Origin of the sequence: Nostoc sp. UIC 10630, from assembly GCF_010747425.1 — a bacterium.
Lineage (GTDB): Bacteria > Cyanobacteriota > Cyanobacteriia > Cyanobacteriales > Nostocaceae > Nostoc.
The window spans coordinates 1-24973 of sequence record NZ_JAAGOG010000127.1 but is presented as its reverse complement, the minus strand read 5'-3'; the positions used below and the strand labels follow the sequence as shown (position 1 = coordinate 24973).

Here is a 24973-nt window from a genome sequence, read left to right as displayed (position 1 = left end):
GGGACAAGGGGACAAGGGGGAATTATTGAACAAGTCTCTCTCTCCTGTCTCCCCCCTCTTCCTTTTCTCTTCTTTATAACCCTGCTCCCTGGTCCCCTGCCCCTCTGCTCCCCTGAAGCTTTTTCTCAATCCTAAAGATATCTAAAACAAAATTCAGTTAGCAATGAAATTTCTGCTAACTTACAAATAATTGGTTGAGCTTTAAAGATTTTTCCACCGATAAACTGAAGGAATTTATCACCAATTGCCATTCACGTTTCAGGGGTTGTGGCATGAATATCGTTACGCTTTTAATTGTTTGGGTAGTAACAGCTATCAGCCTGTTGATAATTAGTAAATTACCTTTAGGAGTTGAAATTGATACTCCTGGTAAAGCTTTTCTTTCTGCCGCAGTGCTTGGTATCGTGACGGCAATAGTCAGACCGATTTTAAGCCTCGTTTTTGCAGTTCCCAATTTACTTACGTTGGATTTACTATCCGGCATTTTCACATTTATGATTGCCGTAGTTTGCTTTAGTATTGCTGCTTGGTTAGTAGAGGGCTTCCGCTTACGTTACGGTATTTGGAGTGCTGTTATTGGAGCATTTACGCTGACTATAATTAACAGCTTAATCTACAAATTATTGGGTGTTTAAAATCAATAGTGATGAGCTAGAAGTTAGGATTTAGTTGTTAATAACTCCTAACTCCTAACTCCTAACTATTCGTTGGAACTTGGGGGAGCAACGGGAGTCGTTGATTGCTGTTTACGTTGTTCGCGTTTTTTGCGATCAGCTGAGAGCATATCTGCCATTACTACCAGCGCTTGCGCCATCTTATCTAGGTTAGAACGGTATAATTCCAAATCCTTGTTGAGTTTGTCATCAGATACGTGCAAGCCAGCTGCGATCGCTTTTAGCGCCTCAGTTAGTTGCTTTTCATCTTTGACTAATTCCGGATCTGACTGTTCTAATAACGAAAATAAACCAATTGCGAACAAACGGTTGTATTTAAAGTTAGGATTGTTGGCGATCGCTTGCAGTTGTGCTTGCAAGTCAGTATCTCTATCTAAGTAAGTAGTTTGGGCTAGCCACCCAATTAAATCTTTAACAGGCAAACCTTTAGCTACAGCTTGCAATCTTTGGGCATCGTGCCGATAGCGTTGTGGATCTGTTTCTATAGCCTGACATAAGGCGTTAAAAATTGATTCTTGATCCCGTTCTGGTTGATAGCCTTCCATGAAGCGGTCAAAAGTTGTGACGACACCCAAGGCATAAATTGGATTGTAGCTAAAATCGATATTTACTGACAGCAGATGCATTTCTACCATCAATTCTTCTACTACCCGACGATAAATAGTGTTAATCGGACGGGTGTGAAGATTGTAAAAAGTTCGTTTTGTATCAGAGACAGTACGGACGTTATTCACAAAGAAAATGTTAAGGGCGACGTATCTTTATTTTCTCGCTTAAAGGCTACTTTGCCAAGTTGAGCTTTTGACTTGTGACGGTTTCATTTACAATATAAACAAATCAAAAGTATTTTATAAGCTAGTAGCCACAGGGGATTAAGACCTTTTCCTCTAAAAAACTAGCCAGAAATATTTCTCCTTAATAATTTGTTTATTGAATTTATGAACTTCTCGCCACAGTTAATTGCTTTAGGTGAGTACCTAGCTGGTGAATTTGATAATCGGGAACAAGCTATAGAAGAACCAGTTTGGTATGTCCATCTCCGAATGTGGCAAAGACCAGTGAATTTGTTCACAGAAGATAGCATCACCTTGTTTGCCGAACAAGCTAGCGTGATTAACCTAGATAAACCTTACCGTCAGCGAATTATGCGGTTGCGTCAGGGTAGCAACTCTGACACATCTTTGGAAGTACAATACTATATACCTCAAGATCCAGATGCATTAAGAGGCGCAGGCAATAACCCTGCTCTACTGAACACACTGACACCCGAACAATTAGATTTACTACCAGGTTGTATCCTAACAGTTACTCACGAAGCATTAGCTGGCGATCGCTATAAGTTTACCGCCACACCACAACCAGAGACTCGTTGCAGCTTTACTTATCTTGGTAATAGCATCTATGTTTCCTTGGGGTTTGAAACCACTGCGGCAGAATTTCACAGCTACGACAAAGGAATTGATCCAGAAACTGGAAAAGCAACTTGGGGAGCGATTATGGGCCCTTATCGCTACACCAAGCGGAATCAGTATTCAATAAGATAAACCTATCATTCATGAATTACGAGTTATGAAGTTTCTATTAACTCCTAACTCTTTTTTAGCTAGCCATACTACGAGGTACACCTTCCAAAGCTTCATCTTCTGTTTCAAAGATTTCAAAGACAGTATCCATCATTGTCACTTCAAACACGAGTTTGGCTTCTGGATGTACATTGCAGATGCGGAAACTGCCCTTGACTTTATCAGCATCACGCATTCCAGCTACCAAAGACGTGAGACCAGAACTATCAATAAAATTCACCTGAGCCAGATTTACAACTACATGGCGGCTGAGTTTGGAAATACACTCTTGTAATTTCAGGCGAAATTGCCAAGCAGTGGTAATGTCTAGGCGACCTGCTGGTGTTAGGACAATAACGGTGTTTCCGTCTTGGGTTGTATAAGTTTTTTGGTCTATATGAATCACTAAAGCCCTCCCCGTGGCATTCCTCTTAAGATTAGGTAGTTACAGAATTGTCTAACGCTGTCACTTGAGATTAACAAGCTATAGCTAAAATTGTCACCTTTTTCTGCTAAGTGCTTAACTTTAGTAGTTTAACTCACTAAATCAGTACTGAGTAGCAATTTTAAACGAGGAGTGGCTGAGACTAGGAAAATGAGGGAGATAGGGAAAAACTCCTAACTCCTAACTCAGCACAGGCTAAATGCTCCGCTATCCATGTACAGCACTATTGAGGTGGTGTCCAGTTGATCCAATCTTGAGGCTTAAGGAAGGTTTCATACAACTCGGCTTCGGGTGTATTGGGTTCCGGTTGATAGCCGTATTCCCAGCGCACTAAAGGTGGTAGGGACATAAGAATTGATTCGGTGCGTCCGTTAGTTTGCAGACCAAAAATAGTACCTCGGTCATAAACCAAGTTAAATTCTACATACCGTCCGCGGCGATAGAGTTGAAAATTCCGTTGGCGATCGCCATATTCCATCCCATGTCGCCGTTCTACAATAGGTACGTAGGCTGGTAAAAATGCTCTGCCACAGTCTTGCACAAAAGCAAACAAATCTTCCCAATTGCGGGTTGCTGGTGTTCCCACCTGGTTGCTATAAATAGCTGCTTCCCCATTGGGATTTGGCCCGCGATATAAAGCACCTTGACCATCTTGGTAATCAAAAAATAGACCACCTACGCCTCGTGTCTCATCACGATGCTTGAGGTAAAAATATTCATCACACCACTTCTTAAATACTGGGTAATACTCCGGGTGGTGTTTGTCACAGGCCTGTTTTAACGTTTTGTGTAAATGTGCCGCATCTTCAGCAAACGGGTAATAAGGTGTCAAGTCAAGACCACCACCAAACCACCACACTGGCCCCGCTTCAAAGTAGCGATAATTTAGATGAACTGTGGGCACGTAAGGATTGTGAGGATGCAACACCATTGAAGTACCCGTGGCATAAAAGCCATGTCCTGCGGCTTCAGGGCGTTGGGTTAAAATTGAGGCTGGCAAATGGGAACCCCAAACTTCAGAAAAGTTTACACCTGCTTGTTCAAATATTGCACCTTCTCGCAGCACGCGCGATCGCCCTCCACCCCCTTCAGGGCGTTCCCAACTATCTTCATTAAACTTAGCCACACCATCTAGTTTTGCCAATGATTCAGTAATTTCGTCTTGCAGTTGTTTCATAAACTGACTGACTCTAATCTGAGCGTCAGGTGCTGGCAAAGACTTGGATGATTCTGCTGCTACAGTTGGTGTTTGCGAGTTGGTCAACATAGATTCCCGAACCTAAATTACAATTTCCAGAAAGCCACAAATTTCTTAATTTTAAAAATTTGGGGGAAACACGCGCCAACAATCAAGCTCTATTTGCCCAACCCGCTTTTTTCTTACTGGTTAAGCATTTATACGATTGATGGCCATCACTAGAGTTATTTTCCCTCAAATGCGTATAGGCTTGTATATTGACTGAGTTTTATTTTGTTAATTTTAACTATTTCGCTCATTTGGTACTTCAGGAACTGAGCGTAGTTGCACACAATACCAGAGTTACCAGAAAGTGTCTAGGGAGGAGGATTAGGAAAATGCAAGATTGGTTATCCAAATTCATCCACCGCAAACGTCGTCGGTTTTGCGCTTCTCTGGTGCGGACATATCGAGAGATAAGCTCTGCTTCTGTAGATGAACTGTGGCAAAAAGTTGCTGACTTAACAGATGTTTCCTGGCATCCACTACTTAAGAGTACTAATGTACCCTATGGTTTAGTACCCAAACCAGGATTGATTTTTCATGCTGTAACACGCTTTTCACCAATTCCCATCCGTATTTTTGTGGAGCGTGTCAATCACAGAGAGATGCTGAGTATCCGAGTGCTGGCAATTCCAGGAATAGAAGAACGGGTGACTTATCAAGTAGAGTCAACGGTTTGTGGCACTTGTTTATCTTATTCTGTAACCCTACGGGGTTGGTTATCGCCCCTGATTTGGTCTTTATCCCGTCCTTATGTAGACCGCGTAGCACGGTCTTTAGTAGAAGCAGCAGAAAAGACGGCATTGCCAACGGTATCTGGGAAGAAGAAATCTCTTGACGACAGTTGTTTTGATTTTTAGGTAAAGGGGAGCGCTCCCTGCTCCTCTGCCTTTTGTACCCAATGCCCAAAGAAAGTTAAGATTCTATTAGGTAATAATGCCATTTGCTAAGTTTTATTACGGCATTGACAGTGAAAACACTAAGCTGACCTTACTTAAGAAAACATCGAGTTAATAGCAAGATGTTCGCCACAAGTGTATTTATTCATTTTGAATTTTGAATTTTTATGTACGATGTCCTCGATTCTCGCTCTGTCCTAGAAATTTTGCGTCCAGTGGAAGACCCAGAACTCCGCAAAAGTCTGGTGGAACTGAATATGATTCGCAACGTCAAAATTGACGGTGGCAAGGTTAGTTTCACTTTAGTGTTAACCACTCCTGCCTGTCCTTTACGTGAATTTATCGTCGAAGACTGTCAGAAAGCTGTCAAAAAGCTACCGGGTGTTACAGATGTCAGCATAGAAGTAACCGCAGAAACACCCCAACAAAAAAGTTTGCCTGATCGCACTGGTATTTCTGGTGTAAAAAATATTATTGCTGTTTCCAGTGGCAAAGGTGGTGTTGGTAAAAGTACGGTGGCGGTGAATGTAGCAGTGGCTCTAGCTCAAACTGGGGCAAAAGTTGGCTTGTTAGACGCTGATATTTACGGCCCCAACGATCCCACTATGTTGGGTCTAGCTGATGCTCAAATTGTGGTGCGTTCCACTGAAACAGGTGATATTTTGGAACCTGCTTTTAATCACGGTGTCAAATTAGTTTCAATGGGCTTTTTGATTGACCGAGATCAACCAGTCATTTGGCGGGGGCCGATGCTCAATGGCGTAATTCGCCAGTTTCTCTATCAAGTGCAATGGGGAGAACTGGATTATTTGATTGTAGATATGCCACCGGGAACCGGAGATGCTCAGTTAACTTTAACTCAAGCAGTGCCAATGGCCGGGGCGGTAATTGTCACAACACCGCAAACTGTAGCCCTATTAGATTCTCGCAAGGGATTGCGGATGTTCCAGCAGATGAATGTCCCGGTATTGGGGATCGTGGAAAATATGAGCTATTTTATCCCCCCCGATCAACCAGATAAACACTATGACATCTTTGGTTCTGGTGGAGGCTCCAAAACCGCCGCCGAATTGGGAGTGCCACTGCTGGGGTGCGTACCGCTAGAGATTTCCACACGAGTTGGTGGTGACAGTGGTGTGCCCATAGTTGTTGGCGATCCAGATTCAGCTTCGGCAAAAGCATTAACTGCGATCGCTCTTACAATTGCTGGTAAAGTATCAGTTGCTGCGTTGACATAATTAATTTTAATTTCTATCTGCTTCCTGGGCTATGTCCTGGGAATACTAAAGATCGGGTATTGGAAAGAAGCAAAGGAGCAGAGGGCAGGGGACAGGGGGAAAGAGGTAATGTTATTCTCCTTAATTCCCAATTCCCAATTCCTAATCCCCAATTCCCAACAATTAAAAAAGTCTAAATTGGCACAATGTTATTAAAACGATCGCTCCCCAAAATTCGCTGGAAGTCTTGGGTTAAGCCCTGGCAACATGTAGATTGGCTACTATTTTGTTTGCCAGTTGCTGTCAGTATCTTTGGTGGCATCATGATCCTCAGTACGGAACTGAAGCAGCCAGTAACTGACTGGTGGTGGCACTGGATGGTAGCGGGTATCGGTGTGCTTATAGCCCTATTTCTATCTCGCATCCGCTACGAACTCTTAATGCAGTGGCACTGGGTAACATACTCACTAACGAATTTCAGCTTAATCGCGGTGATGATTGCTGGTACTAGCGCTAAAGGGGCACAGAGGTGGATTAGTATCGCTGGCTTTAACGTGCAACCCTCAGAATTTGCCAAAGTCGGCATGATCATTACCTTAGCAGCTTTGCTACACAGGCGTACTGCTTCTAGCCTTGAAGGTGTTTTCCGAGTTCTGGCAATTACCGCCATACCTTGGGGATTAGTATTTTTGCAACCAGATTTAGCAACATCATTGGTATTTGGTGCGATCGTCTTAGGAATGCTTTATTGGGCAAATGCTAACCCAGGCTGGTTAATTCTGCTGATTTCTCCTGTGGTTGCGGCCATTTTGTTTAGTATATCTTGGCCTTTATCAGAGCCGATAATTTTATTCAAAGAACTATCTTTTGGCCCATTGGGAATAGTTTGGTCATTTGCGATGGCTATTTTGGGCTGGCAAACTCTCCCTTGGCGTAGATTTGGTTGCAGTGCGATCGGTGCGTGGACTCTCAATATACTGGGTGGCGAATTAGGAGTCTTCGCTTGGAACCATATTCTAAAACCATATCAAAAAGCTCGGCTAACTGTATTCATGGACCCCGATCACGATCCACTCGGTGCTGGGTATCACTTAATCCAATCTCGTATTGCCATTGGTGCTGGTGAAATTTGGGGATGGGGTCTGTTCAAGGGGCCAATGACGCAACTGAATTTTGTACCCGAACAGCATACAGACTTTATTTTCTCCGCAGTCGGAGAAGAATTCGGTTTTGTTGGTTGTTTGTTAGTGCTGTTTGTCTTCTGCTTAATTTGCCTCCGTCTGCTGCATGTTGCCCAAACCGCCAAAGATAACTTTGGTTCCTTGTTGGCTATTGGCGTTTTATCTATGATCGTGTTTCAGTTGATTGTGAACGTTGGCATGACTGTAGGTTTAGCACCTGTGGCAGGAATACCTTTACCTTGGATGAGTTATGGGCGTTCTGCTATGCTGACCAACTTCATTTCCTTGGGAATAGTAGAATCGGTAGCAAATTTTCGCCAAAGGCAGAAGTATTATTAATTCGTCATTAGTCATTTGTCAGAACCAACGACAAATGACTAATAACAAGTATTAAGCTATTAAAAGGAAACAAGCGAGGCTAAAAACATGATTCTGCCTGGAGCAACTGTTCGCGTCAAGAATCCCGCAGATACCTATTATCGCTACGAAGGACTCGTGCAACGACTGACCGATGGCAAAGTAGCCGTATTATTTGAAGGTGGTAACTGGGATAAATTAGTTACCTTTCGCCTAAGCGAATTGGAACTCGTAGAAACCATAGCCGGACGGAAAAAAGCCAAATAAGATTAGTCATTAGTCATTTGTCCTTTGGCAAAAACTAATGACTAATGACCCTTACGGGTTCGCCAGTCACTCATGGGGGAAACCCCCAAGATCGCGCTGGCTCACCAATGACTAATGACTAAATTACTATGCGCCTCCCCCTACCACAGTTTGCTACTGGCGATCGCCATCCCAACCACATTGCGGAGGTGATTGAAACTACTAGTACTGAATTTCTAGCTCAGTGTTTGGAACCAGAAGATTTGAGCTTTCCCTCCATGCCACCCTTTGGTAGTTGGGTTTGCTCTGTGGATGAAGAATCTGGGAATCAAGTTTATGGGGTGGTATATTATGCCACGACCATGCCTATAGATTCAGTACACCGAGCTAGGGCTTTGGGGTTGTCACTGCAAGACTTACGCGAGGAACAACCCCAGATATTTGCCATGTTGAGAACAGAATTTAGAGCTGCGATCGTGGGATTTGAACAATCTTCCCAGAATCGAGGTTATAACCAAAGAATATATCAGTATCTACCACCCCGTCCCCCGCAAATTCATCAAGCTGTTTATCGGTGTGAACCAGAAGCGATCGTTAAATTTACTGAAGAACTAGATTTTTTGCGGACATTGCTTTGTATTAATGGTGCGCCAGTCGAGTCCTTGACCGCAGCCGCCATTCGAGATGTATACCAATTACGCAAAGCTGACCGAGAATGGCTAATTAAAGCTGGACGTAACCTAAGCGTGCTACTTAAAGACGACTACGATCGCTTGCGGTTTATTTTAAGTCAAATCCATCCGTAGGTAGTTAGTTCTTAGACAATTACCTAGTTAGTGTAAGTTAATATTTTTAATTTTTCGTCAGGTGGCTTACCCATTTTATATCCATCAGGCGATCGCCCCCAGGTAATCGCAGTTTTACCATAGCCCCTTCAATTCCTACATGATGGAACTCATATCACAAGTTCTTGTTCTGGAACCAACTTCCCAAGTTCTTGGCAAAGAACCAATTGTTCCCTTTGCTATTTTGCTGGTGGTTATCTTAGTTATCCCCCTCATGTTTGAGCGGCTAAGATTACCAGGATTAGTGGGTTTGGTTTTTTCAGGGCTAGTACTTGGGCCTTCAGGCTGGAATTTATTTCAGTCTGACTCACCGATGATTAACCTGCTATCAGAGATTGGGTTAATTTATTTACTGTTTGTCGCCGGGCTAGAAGTTGATCTTGAAAAGTTCCGTCGCCAAAAAAGTCGTGCCTTTGGCTTTGCTAGCTTGACTTTCATTGTCCCCCTGATAATGGGAACCTTAGTAGGGCTGATTTTAGGTTATGGCTGGAATACTTCAATTTTAATTGGCTCTTTATTCACTTCCTATACTCTTTTGGCATATCCCATAATCAGCCGTTTGGGAGTAGTAAACAATAAAGCTGTTACTGTCACCATTGGAGCTAAGATTTTTACAGATATTGGGGCAGTGCTGATCTTAGGCGTTTGCGTAAGCATCACTCATGCTGGAGCATTCAGCTTTGCTAAACTACTCACCTTGTCGGGTTGGTTAATTATTTACTCTGTTGCCGTTGTTACAGGCTTTGATTGGGCAGGTAAGGAATTTTTCAAGCGGTCTGGAGATGATGAAGGAAACAAGTTTTTGTTTGTATTACTTTCCGTATTTCTGGCGGCTGTAGGCGCTCAATTGATTGGGGTAGAAAAAATAGTTGGTGCTTTTTTAGCAGGTTTGGCGGTGAATGAAGCTGTGGGTGAAGGCCCTGTCAAAGAAAAGGTAGTATTTATTGGCAGTGTGTTGTTTATTCCCATTTTCTTTGTTGACCTTGGCTTACTGATCAATCTATCCACCTTTGTGAACAACCTGGATACGCTCAAGTTAACGCTGTTGATGATAGTCGGATTGATTGCCAGTAAATTGATTGCAGCTTTGTTGGCAAAACTGCTTTACCGCTACAAGTGGCAAGAAACGTTAACCATCTGGTCGCTATCACTTCCTCAGGTTGGTACAACCTTAGCAGCTACGTTAGTGGGATATCAGGCTGGGTTGCTGCCACTAGGAGTATTACACAGTGTCATTGTCTTAATGGTGGTAACTTCAACTTTGGGGCCGTTGATAACCAGTCGAATAGCTGTTGGTTTGAATTCCTTACCAGAGGAAGATCCGGCACCACCTCTACCTGACCAGAATGCACTAGAGAAAGATAGCGCTTTTACGATAGTCGTACCTGTCTATAATCCTCATACCGAACAGCATTTAATTGAAATGGCAGCGTTATTAGCGCGTCAGTCCCAGGGGAAAATTATACCACTGGCGATCGCAACTGCTGCGGCTCAGATGGATGCACCACAGTTAGAAGCTTCTCTACAACGCAGTGAGCAGTTATTGACCAAAGCGACGACACACAGTCGATTATTGGGCGTAGTCGCAGAACCAATGCTGCGAATTGATGATGCCTTTGCTCAAGGAATTAGCCGAGCCGCCCGCGAACAAAAGGCTAATTTAATCGTGATGGGTTGGGGTAAACGGACTGGGTTACGAGCGCGTTTATTTGGGAATGTGATTGATGGTGTGCTTTGGGCATCCCATTGTCCAGTAGCAGTAACACGTCTAGTAGAATCACCGAAAAAAATTCAGCGTATCTTAGTACCAGTAGAAAACTTAACAGCACCTATATTACAGCCTGTACAATTTGCCCAGATGCTGGCAGAGGCAAATCAGAGCCACATTACTGTGCTAAATGTGTGCGATCGCCGCACGAGTTCCAGTAAAATTGCTTGGAGGCGATCGCACCTCTCCCTAATGGTATCTAATTTAGCTTTGGCTAATGCTCCAGAAATTCAAATTATCGCTCATGAAAATGTTGCCCAAGCAATTTTGCAGGCAGCACGATTATATGATTTAGTTGTTTTACCTTTTATACGCAATCGTACCAGTCCTGGAGGGTTAGCCATTAGCGATGTTACAACCCAGTTAGCCAGACAACTAACCTGCTCCATTGTCATGCTTGGAGAACCGCAGCGCACCCAAACCACAAACGCAGTTATGTCTAACACGGTTACTAGTATTACATCTGCTGTATAATATCAAGCAGATTTTAGTCTATCTGAGTGAACTGGGGCTGCGATCTGTATTCAAAAAAAGCTTTGCAACAAAAGAATTGACTGTAAGAATATATAGATATTCCTACGGTCAATTCTTGACTGCTTTGCATCCAACTGAGAACAGCAATAACCGTAAAAACATTTTATATTATTGAAGATTTGATGAACTTTAAGTGGAAGACTAACAATATTGAGACTAAGTTTGTTATTTTGCTAGTTAAATTGTTAAAAAAGCAGGTAAAAACATCACAAGACTATAACCATAGCAAAATAAGTAAGTTCAATAACACTTTTTGATTAAGCCTTGTTCTTTTTTGAGTTCTGTATTTTTGTCCCCAAGCTGGGTAATCTAAAAGTAAGTGCAATAGGTACTGAAAATATTTGTAAGTAACTGGGAAACTATGAGAATTTTGGTGACGGGCGGTGCTGGGTTCATTGGTTCCCATCTTATCGACCGATTAATGACCGATGGGCATGAATTAATATGCTTGGATAACTTTTACACTGGCCATAAACGTAACATTCTTAAATGGTTAGGTCATCCGTATTTTGAAATGATCCGCCACGATATTACCGAACCAATTCGGTTAGAAGTGGATCAAATTTACCATTTAGCTTGCCCTGCTTCACCAGTACATTACCAGTACAACCCAGTTAAAACCGTTAAGACTAACGTCATGGGAACCCTGAATATGTTGGGGCTGGCTAAACGTGTGAAAGCTAGATTTTTCTTGGCTTCAACTAGTGAAGTATACGGAGATCCAGAAGTTCATCCCCAAACTGAAGAGTATCGGGGTAGCGTCAATCCCATTGGGATACGTTCATGCTACGACGAAGGTAAAAGAATTGCTGAAACTTTAGCATTTGATTACTACAGACAAAATAAAGTTGATATTCGAGTTGTGCGGATATTTAACACCTACGGCCCGAGAATGTTAGAAAACGATGGTCGGGTAGTAAGTAATTTTATAGTTCAAGCCTTGCGGGGTAATCCTTTAACCGTGTACGGGGATGGTTCGCAAACTCGTAGTTTCTGCTATGTTTCCGACTTGGTAGAAGGATTCATCCGCCTGATGAATAGCGACTATATTGGCCCAATGAATTTGGGGAATCCTGGTGAGTACACGATTTTACAGTTGGCACAAGCTGTGCAGAACATGATCAATCCAGATGCACAGATTAAATTCGAGCCATTACCTTCGGACGATCCCCGCCGTCGCCAGCCCGATATTACCAAGGCAAAGAATTGGTTAAATTGGGAACCTACCATTCCTCTGCAAGAGGGGTTAAAACTGACAATAGAAGATTTCCGCGATCGCATTCAAGGCGATGTCAATAATTCAACCAACTAAGTAGCGCCTAGCGTTGCTCTGAATTTTCATGCAGGCTTACCCAAAGGGTAGCTGGTATGCTTAGTTACTGAGTTTTCTAACTGTGTGTTAAGTGTCATATTGATAACTTCTTTTTGAAGACTACACCAAAAAAATTAGGGAGTTAAAGAATGCGTGTTTGCGTGATTGGTACTGGCTACGTTGGTTTAGTTACAGGTGCTTGCTTGGCTCATATTGGGCATGATGTAATTTGCGTAGACAACAACGAAGAAAAAGTTAAGTTAATGAAGTCTGGACAGTCCCCAATTTTTGAGCCGGGACTCTCAGAAATTATGCAGTCTGCCATTCAAACACAGAAGATTCATTTTACAAGCGATCTTGCTGCTGGAGTTTCCCACGGTGAAATTCTGTTTATTGCTGTGGGAACACCACCTTTGCCCACTGGTGAAAGTGATACTCGTTACGTTGAAGCTGTAGCCCGTGGGATTGGCGAAAATCTCAACGGTGGTTATAAGGTGATAGTGAATAAGTCTACAGTCCCCATTGGCTCAGGTGACTGGGTGCGGATGCTTGTTCTAGATGGTGTTGCAGAGCGGCAGAAAACACTGATACCCGCAGGTGGAGTGCCGAGTGATGATAAATTACCTGAATTTGTAGCCGAGTTTGATGTAGTAAGCAATCCAGAGTTTTTGCGCGAAGGTTCGGCTGTTCACGACACTTTCAACCCCGATCGCATTGTACTAGGAGGCAATAGTCAAAGAGCAGTAGCATTAATGCAACAACTGTATGCCCCGATCGTGGAACGCAAGTACGCTGAGGATCAATCTTTACCCCCAGTGCCAATTCTGGCAACAGACCTGAGTTCGGCGGAGATGATTAAATACGCCGCTAATGCTTTTTTAGCCACTAAGATTAGTTTTATTAACGAAGTTGCTAATATTTGCGATCGCGTCGGTGCTGATGTCACCCAAGTAGCCAAAGGTATTGGTTTAGATTCCCGTATTGGTAACAAGTTTTTACAAGCTGGTATCGGTTGGGGTGGTTCCTGCTTTCCCAAAGATGTCTCGGCTCTAATTCATACTGCTGATGACTATGGTTATGAAGCCCAGTTACTAAAATCTGCCGTTAGTGTTAACGAACGCCAACGCTTGATTGCTCTGGAGAAACTCCAACAAGTTCTGAAAATTCTCAAAGGCAAAACAGTTGGACTACTCGGACTGACCTTCAAGCCAGATACCGACGACTTGCGCGATGCTCCAGCCCTTATTTTAATTGAGCAGTTAAACAGACTAGGAGCCAAAGTTAAAGCTTACGATCCAATTATTTCCCAAACAGGTATGCGTCATGGCCTTTCTGGGGTGCTAGTAGAAACCGATGCCGAAAGATTAGCTGACGGCTGCGATGCTTTAGTACTCGTAACCGAATGGCAGCAGTTCAGCACTCTCGACTATGTGAAGATGGCAAAATTGATGGCCCACCCCGTTATCATCGATGGTCGTAACTTCCTTGACCCTGAAACACTGATACGCGCTGGATTCCAATATGTAGGCGTGGGAAGGTAGAGAGTTAGGAAGTTAGGGCAATACGGTTGGTTAAAGTTTTAATCTTTTGAAGATCCCCCCAACCCCCCTTTTTAAGGGGGGCAAAAAGCTCTCAAAGTCCCCCTTAAAAAGGGGTCGCCGCAGGCGGGGGGATCTTAACCAAACCGTATTGGGAGTTAGGGGTAATTAAGTAAAAATGAATAACAACCTATAATCAATTACTCCGAAATCCCTTAAAAACCTAAAGATTTAAACTACCGCCTAGAATAATCTAGGCGGTATTTAATTTGTTTAAAGTTTTGCACAAAGTTGCTCAGAAAGACTTTACTTTGATTTTTTGCGTGTTAATTTCATACTAGCTGCTACTTGGTATACGTTCAATTTCAGCATATCCACTGAAAATAAGTTTTTGACCTTCAGTTTCTAATCGGTTGAGCCGCATTTTCACTCCATCGAGGTCAAAACGATCCAAATCAACCATATTATCTAAAATTTCTACCAGCGCTACGCTCAAGGTTTGCGAGATTTCTTGTTGTGCTTCTGGCACTTGATCAAGTTGAATTTTCGGATCTTTGAAAGAAACTCGCCGCCGCCTTTCAATACCTATAGTTAGGATCATGCTCAGGGGTACAAGTTCGCCATTGTTTAAATCTGCTTTTGCTACAACCTGCAACCGATTTTCAGGTAATAGCTGTACCTGAACTTCCGTAAAGGAAACGGGTTCACCGCCAGATAATGCCGTCAGAGAGGGTACGGAGAGGTTAAGCAGACGCTTTTTCACCAGTTCCGCACTAAAGGCTTGGTTAATGCCTGCTTCTGATAGAATTACTTGAGCGATCGCTTGAGTGGGTTGCTTAAGACTAAGTTTGCCACTTAAAACCGAGCCGAAGTCAATAGCCACCGCATCGGTTTCAAAAGACATCTCTTCTACCGCGAAATCTCTCCGAATCACCAAGCCACGACCGCTCATTTTGAAGCTATCAATGCTGCCTTGCAAGAGCTTGCTGGAGGGGTAGCAGCGCACAAAGACTTCTACTGACTCGCTTTGGGTAAACAGGTGGCGAATCGTTTGGCTGGCGACTGTGTTGAGCATCCGCTCTCCCCAATCTGTGCCTTTAGGATCTTGTAAACCAGTAAGTCCGCCGAACATGTGGTTTTGGGTCTCTAGAAGTTCTTTGTACTTTTGTAACAAATCGTGAAGAATACAGCAAGCGATCCCGTGATTAATTGTGCTGATGGGTAGGAGTTGGATAACTGATGATTAGAAGTTCACTGTGTCAAATATTACTTTGAATGAGTTGGAATAATCAAACTAAGTTATTGCTAAGATTCTCACCAGTACTAAATATAATACAGCTAAATATTCTAGAACTTGCCAAGCAGGGTAATACAAATGCGATTAACACTCTGGAGTAAGTGTATATTTTTCAATCAAAATCAAAAAGTATGATTGATTTGGTTGAAGAAGGGGAATTTTGCTCATAGCTGCATAATTGATAATTGAGTTTTTAACATACCATCAGATTTTCAAACGGATACTGATTTTTCCAACGGTAAGCATTAAAATCTCTGAAATCTATAGACAAAATTCTTCCATGTCCCAGATGTTCTGCCAAAACTACTAACGAAGCATCGGCCAGATCCATTGGTAAGTTCGCATATTTTTCCATCAGTTCACAAATGCGTTTACCATGATGGGGTTGCAAATCAAAAACCGTAAAGGCCCCTAAAAATAAGTTATTAATGAAACTTACTTGGGCGTGGTTTCCCATCTTTGTTAGCAGTAGATAGCAAGTCTCTGTAACGACAGCCCAAGTCGTAATCAGAGGTTCGTTGACATTGGCAAGTACTGTTATTGCTTGAGTGTGGTACGAGTCATTGCGATTTGCCAATGCTAACCAAAAGCCAGTATCAACGATAATCATACTTAGCTTTCAAGCCATCTCTCAAAATTGATTTGTAATTTACAGATAGATCCGGATGTGTCTCACCACAACCAATAAAACCTGTTTGGGTCAGCATCGACAACGCGTTCTTTTGCTCCTGCTGAAGCTGCTGGTAGTACAATTCGAGAGCAGATTTAATTACATCTGTTACTGCCTGATTAGTCTGCTGTTGAATGAAGGCTAGTTTGTCAGCATACTCGTCATCTAATCGCGCATTAATTCGCATGGTTAGGTTCGTTCGTCATACAAATGTATGACAAAGATAACATACCTTCTACCTCCTCAACAACTTCCTCCGCAGATTATCCAATGCTGCATTCGCACTGACATGACGAATTAGAGCGCGGCCTCTCACTGTACCAAACTGATATTCAAAACTTGCTACTTCATCCTTTGGCCCAGCTAAACCAACGTAAACTAAACCCACTGGCTTTGTATCTGTCCCTCCAGTTGGGCCAGCAATACCAGTAATACTCAATCCCCAAGTTGTTGCAAGGCGGGTTTTGACTCCAATTGCCATTTGCTCTGCAACAGTAGCACTTACTGCCCCAAATTTATCTAAATCTTCCTGGTTAACCCCTAGCAGCTTAACCTTCACCGAATTGTCATAAGAAATTACGCCACCCCAAAAGTAATCAGAACTCCCAGAAATTTCAGTCAACATTTGCCCTAAACCGCCACCAGTGCAAGATTCTGCCACCGAAAGCGTTTCCTTTGATGCCCGCAATAACTCACCGACAACGGAAGCAAGAGTATCATTATTAACGCCGTAAAAATCTAGTCCGGCAATTTCTTTAAGTTGTTTTTCAATGGGCGCAATTAGGTCTTCTGCGGCTGCTTCGGAAGTGGCTTTAGCAGAAACTCGCAATCTTACTTCCCCCTTACCTGCATAAGGGGCTACTGTAGGATTTGGTAACTTCAAATAAGAAGCAACCTTTTCCGCCAAAGCAGATTCACCAATACCCCAAAACTTTAAACTCCGGCTGTAAATAATTTCTTTACCCCAACCTTGACTTTTGAGAAATGGGACGGCTGTTTCTTCCCACATTGTGTACATTTCACTGGGAACACCGGGAAAGGTAAAAATCGTGATTTCAGGACGAGGTTGCCAAATGATACCGGGTGCTGTTCCAGTGGGATTGGGGAGAATTTCTGCACCTTGGGGAATCAAAGCCTGTTTGCGGTTACTTGGTGACATAACCCGGCCTCGTTGGGCGAATTTCTGGGTTATGTCTTCGATGATTTCTGGGTTTTCTACCAAAGGGGTTTTAAAAAAATCGGCGATGGTTTCGCAGGTGAGATCATCTGGTGTGGGACCGAGTCCACCAGTGAAAATGAGAATTTGCGCTCTGGAAATAGCAATTTCTATAACTTGCTTCAACCGTTCTGGATTATCCCCAACTACTGTTTGATAGTAGTGGGGAATTCCTAGCTGCGCTAATTGTTGCGCCAAATATTGAGCATTGCCGTTGAGTATATCTCCTAGCAGCAATTCAGTACCAACACAAATAATTTCTGCACTCATTGGAATTGGGAATTGGGAATGGGGAATGGGGAATTGGGGAAGAAGAACTATTTACCAATGCCCCATCCCCCATGCCCAATTATGCTAATGCTGGTACAGGAATTTCCAGGTGAGGATATAAGGGGAAGCGATCGCACAATGCTGCTACCCTTTGCCGACAATCTTGGGTTACTACGTCGGAATCTGGAGAAAGCAGGCGATCGCTAATAATATTTGCAATCTCGGTAAATTCTGCTAACCCTAAGCCCCGTGTGGTCATTGCTGGCGAACCTAACCTCAGACCACTGGTAACAAATGGCGATTGCGGATCGAAGGGAATAGTATTCTTGTTAGCAGTAATATTCACAGTGCTGACTAGCTGATCTGCCTGCTTCCCAGTTAGATTTACAGAACGTAAATCCACGAGGAGTAAATGGTTATCAGTGCCATTTGACACTAATTTTAAACCCCGATTTTGTAGTTGTTCTGCCAAAGCACGAGCATTTTCAATTACTTGAGCAGAATAAGTTTTAAACTCAGGCTTTAGGGCTTCTCCAAAAGCCACTGCCTTACCAGCAATGACGTGTTCCAATGGTCCGCCCTGAGTACCAGGAAAAACAGATTTATCTAGCTTTTTACCTAGTTCTGCATCGCTGGTCAAGATTAAACCACCTCTAGGACCGCGTAGAGTCTTATGTGTAGTTGTTGTTACTACATGACAATGAGGAATGGGGTCGGGGTGAAGACCACTAGCAACTAAACCAGCGATATGAGCGATATCGGCAAGTAAGTAAGCACCGATTTCATCAGCAATACTACGGAATTTTTCAAAATCAATTATCCGGGGATAAGCCGAATAACCACAAATCAAGAGCTTAGGACGCTCCCTCAGCGCCAGCTCCCGAATTTGGTCATAGTCAAGTTGTTCTGTTTGTTGATTCACACCGTAGTGGCTAACTTGAAACCACTTACCTGAGACATTTACAGGTGAACCGTGGGTGAGATGCCCCCCGTGAGACAAATCCATCCCCATAATTTTGTCCCCTGGTTGCAGCAGCGACAAGAATACAGCAAAATTGGCTTGTGCGCCAGAATGGGGTTGGACATTTGCATGAGCAGCGCTAAATATCTGTTTAGCACGATTGATCGCTAGTTGCTCAATTTTGTCAACATACTCGCAACCGCCATAGTAGCGTTTACCAGGTAATCCCTCGGCATATTTATTTGTCAGTACTGAACCTTGAGCCGCCAGTACAGCAGCAGAGGTAAAGTTTTCGCTAGCAATCAACTCCAAGTGATCTCGCTGGCGTTGTAGTTCGTCGTTGATTAACTCCGCGATCGCTGGATCGGTGGAGGAAAGAAAGTCTGAATTAGTCCTAGTCACTTCAATTATCCTTATGGAAATTTGTACAACGGCTGATTTTGGTTTGGCACAGCACCTAACAGCTTTATAGAGGCGATTAATCGTCTCCGTATTCTAGAGGTTTGTTTGTGCCAACTTATTTATTATTAGGCGTAAGCTTGATTAATGCATTAATTATCATAACGTTGCTTTTTGAAGCTGCACCAAATAATACTTCTGACATAGACGTAGCCCTTCTCCTGTCGGAGACGCTTCGCGTAGCTTGCTTCCACGAAGTGGTACGGCTGCGCTCAGGAACCACCCGTCGGAGACATCGCTCCTCGGTAGAACAAAAATCTGAACGCTTCGACAATTAACTATCAGTAATACAACCCTTGCGAAACATGCCTAGGAACCTCTACCCTGGGAAACTTAATCAGTCAGAATTGTGGACAAATGAAAAATCCTGTGAAACTTACCTTTGACAGAGGACAAACAGCATTAGCTATTCGAGTCGATCAACAAGCCGAATTACCAGATGCTCTTGAGCAAATAGGGCTTGGCGGTTCGCGTTCTATTTTAGTAGTGGTAGGGGGTGCAAGTAAAATCAGTGAAGCTGATTTTCTTCGTATTAAACGGTTGTTTACGGAAGTTTTAGCCCCAATAGCCGAAAGTTTAGGTGCTTATGTTGTGGATGGAGGTACGGATGCAGGAGTTATGCAATTGATGGGTGAGGCTCGTAGCCAGATAGGTGCTAAGTTTGCTTTGATTGGTGTAACACCTGAAAACAAAGTGGCTTTACCTAATCAACAAGAACCCGGTGCTGATTTGACACCGTTAGAGCCAAACCATACTCATTTTGTACTGGTTCCTGGCGATAATTGGGGCGACGAATCACCTTGGATATCTGACGTTGCAACTATGCTGGCTAATAATGCACCTTCAGTAACTGTACTTTTAAACGGTGGTGAGATCACCTTTGATGATGCGTTTTATAGCGTTAATACTGGAAGGTTAGTTGTTGTGATTGCTGGTAGTGGTAGAACCGCAGATATCCTTGCCGATGCTTTGCGTGGAAAAGCTACTGATGAGCGAGCTAAAAAGTTAGCAAAATCTGGTATATTACAATACGTCAACTTGATTGACATAGAGAATGGGGTTAAAAATTTAGGCCAAATAATTAAAGATTTGCTTTCTAATTAGGAGTGAATAATGGCAAAAAAAGATAGTTATCAGGAATTTTTAAAGGAAGATTTTAACAAGTTATTTGAAGGTATGAATTTAGGCGATGGGCAAAAGCATTTTTTGCGATCGCGCTGGTTAGACCAAGTACTCTGGATGGAAGGTAAGGCTAATTTATCACGTGATCGCCATTATTTTTTGCGGATAACAACTATTATTGGCGGTGTAATTCTCCCAGCGCTGGTAAGTTTAAACATTAACACTAATTCTACTTTACAAGTTAACGAAAGATCCAGAAATATCATTATCTGGTCAACTTTTGGTTTGAGTCAAATTGTTGCTATTAGTGCTGCCATTGAAGAGTTTTTTCATTACGGTGAACGTTGGCGGCACTATCGCCGTACAGTCGAATCTTTGAAAACCCAAGGGTGGCAATTCTCCCAGTTGACAGGCCCTTATCATGATTATACAAGCCACCAACAGGCGTTTAATCTTTTTGCGGGTAATGTAGAAGATGTTATTCAACGAGATGTTGAAATATATTCCACTCAAGTTATACAAGAAAAGAAAGAAGAAAAACAGAGCCAAGAAAACCATATCCTGATGCCAAATGCAAAGATAACCAATTTAGAAGAAAAGAAAGAAGAAAAATAAAATCGGGAAAACAAAATATTGCGAGAATTAGAGGTTTAATTTGCTCTATTTACATGCTTCTTTACGAATTACATTAACAATGTGGAAGCGTCATTAAAAATTATTTTCACGAAGGTTAGGGATAATCAAGGCTTAAACTAAGCTGATTGATTTGAAAAAACTCTCATCTCGTTGGTGCAGCCATCGATTGTTTAAATAAACTCTCCCCCGTTAGATAAAAACATGGGGAGAGCTAGAACAAAGTTCGGTAGGGTAATCGGGCTACTTAAGTTTTTATTATTTTTAGACTTTATGTTATTCCTCCTAAAGACAGATAAATATTTTATTGGAATTCCATGTTGGTAGCTTTTGAAAAAAATTCCCCATTTCTATCTAGAAATGAGGAATATAGGAGTTAAAGTTCGTCAGGTGATCGGAATATCTGTTTATTTTGTCCTGATACTATCTTTCTTAATTCCTCCATTAGATAGAGAAATACTCTCTCGAAATGTTCAGGTATGTGTTTCTTAACACTGTCAGGTTAAATTTGGAATTTTGAATCTTTCAATTCCATTATCCAAAATTAAAAATTCAGTGAGCTAATTAACCGCCTTTAGGTAAAGTTTCTCCAGGCCCGGCGGTGACAATTACCAGATTTTCTGGCTTAATTAAATCCTCAATTGCCTGTTGCATCTGAGCCATAGTGACTGCTTGAATCCGTTGAGGAAAGTCTCGGATTTCCGATCGTGAAAGTCCCAAGACAGCATTATCCAAAATGATACTTGATACATTACTGGGATTAGCTAAATCCACGGGGTAGCTATTAGTAAGTGAGCGTTTTGCCGTGTTGAATTCAGCCTCAGTTACTCCTTGTTCGCGCAACTGTTTAAGTAAAGCGAGAGTACTGGCGATCGCTTTTTGGGTATCTCCAGGAGCAGTCTGCATCTGAATCAAGAATGGGCCGGGATTGATGCCGGCGGCAAAACCACTATAGATACCGTAGGTTAGACCGAGGCGATCGCGCACTTCCGTACCCAAGCGGCTCGATAATGTATCACCACCCAAAATTTGATTCAGTATCAGTGCCGCATAATAACGCGGGTCTTTGCGAGAGATGCCGTTGTAGCCGATGTAGGTAACAGCCTCAGCTTTACCAGGAATTATTTTGTTTAAACGTGTTGAAGTTTGCGGTAATGGCACGGGTGATATTTTCAGCACAGGTGGCTTACCTGTGGCTTGCCATTTGCCAAACGCCTGATTCAGCAAAGTTTTTACCTTAACTGGATCAAAGTCTCCAACTATTGCGATCGTTGTATTATCTGGTCGGTAGTGTGTCTGATAGAAGCCAAGCAAATCATCACGACTAATGCTCTTTAAGCTCTCAAATGTAGGAAAGCTATGAAATGGATGAGTTTCAGGATAAATTGCCTGCTGGAATACTTGTCGTCCTAGTCCTCTAGGATCATCTAGCTGGACTTTAAGACTTGTCAACGCTCGTTGACGGCTCAATTCTAGCTGGTCGGCTGGGAAAGTGGCGTTTTCTAACACATCTGCCAGAGTTTGAATCAGTATCGGCAGGTTCTTTGAAAGTGCTTCACTGCTAACGTTCACTCCCTCACGGCTAGCACTGAAGCTCAAATCGGCTCCCAGGTCTTCTAAGGTTTTTGCTAGGGTAAGAGCATTTTTAGTCTGCGTCCCATTCATTAAGTTGGCCGCAGTCAGATTCGCTAATCCAGCTTTTTGATTACCGTCAAATTCAGTACCAGCGTCAATTTGTCCACTCAGGTTAATAGTGGGGAGACTGCGATCGCGTAACAACAAAACCCGCAAACCATTATTTAAGGTAAACTCTTCTGGTAGCGATTGTTTGGCCGAATCTGTAGCTGATGTGGCAGGTGGGAGATATTTAGCTAGTTCTGCCGGATCTACAGGTTTACCGGGGCTGAAATTTTCTACTGTGCGACCAGAACCAGCGCTAGAAGTCCCTGGTTTCCCATCCGGTTGAGTCGGCTCAAAGAAGCCGATAGTTTGTTTAGCCGGATTTAGGTAAGTTTTCGCTACTTTTTGTACTTGGGCTGGGGTGACTTTAGCGATCGCAGCGAGATACTGTTCAATAAAATGATAATCGCCCGCGATCGTTTGGTTATATCCGAGTTGGCTAGCCTGACTAGTAATATCTTGATTACCCAAGATATATGAAGCTTGCAGTTGCGTTTTCGCTCGGTTCAATTCTTCTGTGGTGACAGGCTGCTGTTGCAACTTTCCTAAAGATTCCTGAAGCACCTGGGCAATTTTACTTAACTCTTGACCTGGAGCCGCCGTAGCATTAATTTCATACCAACCTGGTTCGATGAGTTCGGCAGCACCGCCACTTACTGAACTGGCAAGTCCAGATTCTACCAAAGCCTGGTAAAGTCTAGAGCTACGTCCACCCGTGAGAATGGCATCCATCACATCAATTGCCGGCACATCAGGATGCTTGATATCTGGTAAAGGATACACTGCTTGTAGTAGTGCCGCGCTTCCAGGTTGCTTCAAAACAATCGGTGCTTTTTTAGTAATAGGGGCAACTGGAGAAGATAGAGCGACATTTCTCCAGTTGCCCTGTTGCGATCGTTTTGTCAATTTCCCATAAGTTTCTTTAACAACTTTGAGTACAGGTTCTGTGGCGAAATCCCCCGTAATTACTAACGTGGCATTTTCTGGGCTGTAGTAGGTTTGGTAATAATTCCGTACCTGCTCCACCGTGAATTTCTCTACATCAGCTTTTGTGCCTCCCACTGGTAAGCCATAAGCTCTGTTAGGGAAAGCATCTCGCATTACTGCCCGACTCAGACGATAGCCTGGTGAATTTTCGTACCCTTGTAACTCGGATATCACCACTCGCTTTTCACTTGTGAGTTGTTCAGACCCAACTAAGGAATTTTCCATGCGATCGGCTTCCAGTGTCAACAATGCTTCGAGTCTGTCTCGTTGCACTGTGCCAAAGTAAGCTGTTTCGTCATAACTAGTAAAAGCATTGAACTGGCTACCCAAGGCACTAAACAATCTTCCAAACTGCACTGGGCGGGCAGTTGTACCCTTGAACATCAAATGTTCTAGCTGGTGAGAAATACCATTTTCTCCCTTAACCTCGTTACGGGAACCAACTTTATACCAAACTTGCACACTCACCACTGGAGCAGTATGAACTTCCTTGGTTAGCACTGTTAAGCCATTGTCCAACACCGTTTTTTTAACCCCTTGGGTAAATGAGGCCGCAGATACAGGTGCGACTGCTGTCGGTGTTGCAGCATTTATGAAATTGCTCGAAAGAGGCAAAAAAGTTAAGAGCAGACTCAGAAAAAAACCTATAAACATATATGAACGTAACTTCATAAGCAATGCCAAATGCAAACTTTCTAATTTTGAAGAAGAATTCAGAAGCAAAGCCGGGGACTCCGCAACTCCGGTCACAATCAATTAGTAGGGGACTCACTACCTCTGTGCTATCCACCAGTTGTACAGCATTCATTCTGTAGCTTGCTTCCCTGAAAGGGTATTCTGACTCCTGAATTCTGTTTTGATAAAACAAAACCTTAGTACCACTTCGTGGAAGTGAGAAGACTTAACATTCTCAGCTTTTTTAACATTTTTAATGGTAGCTTTATTTTTCCTATGCCGTAATAGTCGGTTTTCACGTTGACTTATTTGCAATACACTTACAAGCAATAGTCCACAATAATGCAATACGGTTCAGTTAGCGCCAAAAACCTTGAAATGTGTAGTAGTGCGGCAAGCTTAATTTGTTGGGTTGAGGAACGAAACCCAACATTTTCGGGGCTTTGTTGGGTTGTGCTTTGCTTAACTGAACCGTATTGCACAATAATGGTATAAAAACTTTTGTTGCTATTCCATAACACTTATTTTATCTTTTCAAGCTAGATATAAATTTACGTACTGTTACTAACTATTTTAATTATATTAACAACTATTGCAATGTGTTCCATTTGACAAGTGTTCTGTGTTGGTCTCTGCTATCTCAAACTCTAATTCCGTAATATTATCCGCCTGTCAATAGGGTTTGAGACGCGCTAACCCTGGACTGGGTATCAGCAAAATTTATTAAATCTGTTTCAATCCCTAATAGGGATTTTATTTGATTGCAATGAGCAGAGCGATTGCCCCAGTAAGCGAAATGATGAGGTTTCAATCCCTAATAGGGATTTTATTTGATTGCAATTTTGAAGTTTTTCTTTGGGAAGATGCTGCACCTGTGTTTCAATCCCTAATAGGGATTTTATTTGATTGCAATTTTAGAATAATTACAAAAGTCAGTTTTTGTCACATCGTTTCAATCCCTAATAGGGATTTTATTTGATTGCAATTTTCAAACGTTACTAGGATGCCTTCATAGGCGCATTTGTTTCAATCCCTAATAGGGATTTTATTTGATTGCAATCTATGCGAAAGATGGCACTGAAGGTAATTTTATTGTTTCAATCCCTAATAACTCAAGTTGCTAGTTACTCTGGAAGAGGGATGACATAGGGGTAGAGAAAAAAGAAAATCCCTCCAAACAGACAA

Annotated in this window: 21 protein-coding genes and 1 CRISPR repeat array; of the genes, 12 read left to right on the top strand and 9 right to left on the bottom strand. The window is 42.6% G+C overall.

What is annotated here, in order from left to right:
* The first annotated feature begins 272 nt into the window (after positions 1-272).
* Positions 273-635, top strand: a complete 363-nt coding sequence (locus G1O98_RS25050) for a phage holin family protein (RefSeq protein ID WP_012411457.1) — start codon at positions 273-275, stop codon at positions 633-635.
* A 65-nt stretch (positions 636-700) separates the two neighbouring features.
* On the opposite strand, the gene psb29 is transcribed toward G1O98_RS25050, so the two are convergent.
* Positions 701-1408: a photosystem II biogenesis protein Psp29 gene (gene psb29, locus G1O98_RS25045; protein ID WP_163933359.1), complete on the bottom strand. Its 708-nt coding sequence runs from the start codon at positions 1406-1408 to the stop codon at positions 701-703.
* Between the two features lie 204 nt (positions 1409-1612).
* On the opposite strand from psb29, the gene G1O98_RS25040 reads away from it, so the two are divergent.
* Positions 1613-2218, top strand: a complete 606-nt coding sequence (locus G1O98_RS25040) for a chromophore lyase CpcT/CpeT (RefSeq protein ID WP_163933356.1) — start codon at positions 1613-1615, stop codon at positions 2216-2218.
* A gap of 55 nt (positions 2219-2273) precedes the next feature.
* On the opposite strand, the gene G1O98_RS25035 is transcribed toward G1O98_RS25040, so the two are convergent.
* Together G1O98_RS25035 and hemF are read right to left on the bottom strand one after the other, a co-directional pair.
* Positions 2274-2642 carry an STAS domain-containing protein gene (locus tag G1O98_RS25035; protein ID WP_163933353.1) on the bottom strand — a complete coding sequence of 123 codons (369 nt, stop codon included), beginning with the start codon at positions 2640-2642 and terminating at the stop codon, positions 2274-2276.
* Positions 2643-2904: 262 nt separating this feature from the next.
* Positions 2905-3948: an oxygen-dependent coproporphyrinogen oxidase gene (gene hemF / locus G1O98_RS25030; RefSeq protein WP_163933350.1), complete on the bottom strand. Its 1044-nt coding sequence runs from the start codon at positions 3946-3948 to the stop codon at positions 2905-2907.
* Between the two features lie 308 nt (positions 3949-4256).
* Between hemF and G1O98_RS25025 the strand changes: the two genes are divergently transcribed.
* The 8 genes from G1O98_RS25025 (at position 4257) to G1O98_RS24990 (ending at position 13821) form a co-directional block, all read left to right on the top strand.
* Positions 4257-4781 (top strand): SRPBCC family protein, encoded by a 525-nt coding sequence (locus tag G1O98_RS25025; RefSeq protein WP_163933347.1) that lies wholly within the window; start codon positions 4257-4259, stop codon positions 4779-4781.
* 206 nt (positions 4782-4987) lie between these two features.
* Entirely contained in the window at positions 4988-6058 is a 1071-nt protein-coding gene (locus tag G1O98_RS25020) for an Mrp/NBP35 family ATP-binding protein (protein ID WP_163933343.1), read from the top strand.
* 185 nt (positions 6059-6243) lie between these two features.
* Positions 6244-7557, top strand: a complete 1314-nt coding sequence (rodA, locus tag G1O98_RS25015; protein WP_163933340.1) for a rod shape-determining protein RodA — start codon at positions 6244-6246, stop codon at positions 7555-7557.
* Between the two features lie 87 nt (positions 7558-7644).
* A complete protein-coding gene (locus G1O98_RS25010) occupies positions 7645-7842 on the top strand; it encodes an NAD(P)H dehydrogenase subunit NdhS (RefSeq protein ID WP_012411449.1) in 198 nt (65 codons plus the stop codon).
* Positions 7843-7970: 128 nt separating this feature from the next.
* The gene (locus tag G1O98_RS25005) at positions 7971-8627 is read left to right on the top strand and encodes an HAS-barrel domain-containing protein (protein WP_012411448.1); all 657 of its coding nucleotides are present in this window, start codon (positions 7971-7973) and stop codon (positions 8625-8627) included.
* A 142-nt stretch (positions 8628-8769) separates the two neighbouring features.
* Positions 8770-10908, top strand: a complete 2139-nt coding sequence (locus tag G1O98_RS25000) for a cation:proton antiporter (protein WP_163933365.1) — start codon at positions 8770-8772, stop codon at positions 10906-10908.
* Positions 10909-11329: 421 nt separating this feature from the next.
* Entirely contained in the window at positions 11330-12280 is a 951-nt protein-coding gene (locus G1O98_RS24995) for a UDP-glucuronic acid decarboxylase family protein (protein ID WP_163933337.1), read from the top strand.
* A gap of 149 nt (positions 12281-12429) precedes the next feature.
* Entirely contained in the window at positions 12430-13821 is a 1392-nt protein-coding gene (locus G1O98_RS24990; RefSeq protein WP_163933336.1) for a UDP-glucose/GDP-mannose dehydrogenase family protein, read from the top strand.
* Positions 13822-14155: 334 nt separating this feature from the next.
* Here the strand turns inward: G1O98_RS24990 and G1O98_RS24985 are convergent, their stop codons facing one another.
* The 5 genes from G1O98_RS24985 to glyA all read right to left on the bottom strand — a co-directional run bounded on the left by G1O98_RS24985 (position 14156) and on the right by glyA (position 18634).
* Complete coding sequence (locus G1O98_RS24985) at positions 14156-14950, bottom strand: DUF2993 domain-containing protein (RefSeq protein ID WP_175586859.1); 795 nt, start codon at positions 14948-14950, stop codon at positions 14156-14158.
* Between the two features lie 358 nt (positions 14951-15308).
* Positions 15309-15725, bottom strand: a complete 417-nt coding sequence (locus G1O98_RS24980) for a PIN domain-containing protein (RefSeq protein WP_163933333.1) — start codon at positions 15723-15725, stop codon at positions 15309-15311.
* Positions 15712-15972 (bottom strand): CopG family transcriptional regulator, encoded by a 261-nt coding sequence (locus G1O98_RS24975; protein ID WP_163933330.1) that lies wholly within the window; start codon positions 15970-15972, stop codon positions 15712-15714. The genes G1O98_RS24980 and G1O98_RS24975 overlap by 14 nt, the downstream gene beginning before the upstream one ends.
* A 48-nt stretch (positions 15973-16020) precedes the next feature.
* A complete protein-coding gene (locus G1O98_RS24970; protein ID WP_163933327.1) occupies positions 16021-17271 on the bottom strand; it encodes a competence/damage-inducible protein A in 1251 nt (416 codons plus the stop codon).
* A gap of 79 nt (positions 17272-17350) precedes the next feature.
* Positions 17351-18634, bottom strand: coding sequence for a serine hydroxymethyltransferase (gene glyA / locus G1O98_RS24965; RefSeq protein ID WP_163933324.1), 1284 nt, complete (start codon positions 18632-18634; stop codon positions 17351-17353).
* 414 nt (positions 18635-19048) lie between these two features.
* On the opposite strand from glyA, the gene G1O98_RS24960 reads away from it, so the two are divergent.
* Both G1O98_RS24960 and G1O98_RS24955 read left to right on the top strand, forming a co-directional pair.
* The gene (locus G1O98_RS24960; protein ID WP_163933321.1) at positions 19049-19795 is read left to right on the top strand and encodes a hypothetical protein; all 747 of its coding nucleotides are present in this window, start codon (positions 19049-19051) and stop codon (positions 19793-19795) included.
* Positions 19796-19804: 9 nt separating this feature from the next.
* Positions 19805-20428: a DUF4231 domain-containing protein gene (locus G1O98_RS24955; RefSeq protein WP_163933318.1), complete on the top strand. Its 624-nt coding sequence runs from the start codon at positions 19805-19807 to the stop codon at positions 20426-20428.
* 582 nt (positions 20429-21010) lie between these two features.
* Here the strand turns inward: G1O98_RS24955 and G1O98_RS24950 are convergent.
* Entirely contained in the window at positions 21011-23785 is a 2775-nt protein-coding gene (locus G1O98_RS24950; protein ID WP_163933314.1) for a pitrilysin family protein, read from the bottom strand.
* 734 nt (positions 23786-24519) lie between these two features.
* Positions 24520-24919: a CRISPR direct-repeat array (repeat unit 37 nt; unit sequence GTTTCAATCCCTAATAGGGATTTTATTTGATTGCAAT).
* Between the last annotated feature and the right edge of the window lie 54 nt (positions 24920-24973).